Origin of the sequence: Pseudomonas tremae, from assembly GCF_001401155.1 — a bacterium.
Taxonomy (GTDB): Bacteria; Pseudomonadota; Gammaproteobacteria; order Pseudomonadales; family Pseudomonadaceae; genus Aquipseudomonas; species Aquipseudomonas tremae.
In genome coordinates this window covers 1-489 of the sequence record NZ_LJRO01000434.1, presented here as the reverse complement: position 1 = coordinate 489, position 489 = coordinate 1, and the positions used below count along the sequence as shown (strand labels likewise).

Here is a 489-nt window from a genome sequence, read left to right as displayed (position 1 = left end):
CTCCGGTACAGGCCAGATTTATCGGGTCACCGCGAAAACACTCCAGAGAAAACCTGCTTTTTCTGACTGGCGCATGGGGCGTCTCTTCGTCGATGAGCTTCGGCAAGTCCAGGAGCAGCAACTGGCCGATTCATTAGCGTGGGTCGTCATGCCGGACCATATTCACTGGCTGCTGCAGTTGAATAGCCACTCGTTATCCAGAGTTGTACAGCGCGTCAAATCGAAAAGCGCGATCACCATAAACAGAGCCAGCGGCTGCAGTGGACCTTTTTGGCAAAGCGGATACCACGACGTAGGCATCCGCACTGAAGAAAGCCTTTTAAATTTCGCCCGTTATATTGTTGCCAATCCTGTTCGAGCCGGCTTGGTCAAAAGCGTGCGTGATTATCCCTTATGGGACGCAATTTGGCTTTGAAAATAACGACCCTGTGGGAGCGGGCTTGCTCGCGAAGGCGGATTAACGGATCAATTGATTTTCAGCGGCTATAC

Annotated in this window: 1 protein-coding gene; it reads left to right on the top strand. The window is 51.9% G+C overall.

What is annotated here, in order from left to right:
- A partial coding sequence (locus tag ALO43_RS23480) for an REP-associated tyrosine transposase (protein ID WP_054998150.1) occupies window positions 1–415 on the top strand: 415 nt, incomplete at its 5' end.
- Window positions 416–489: the final 74 nt, after the last annotated feature.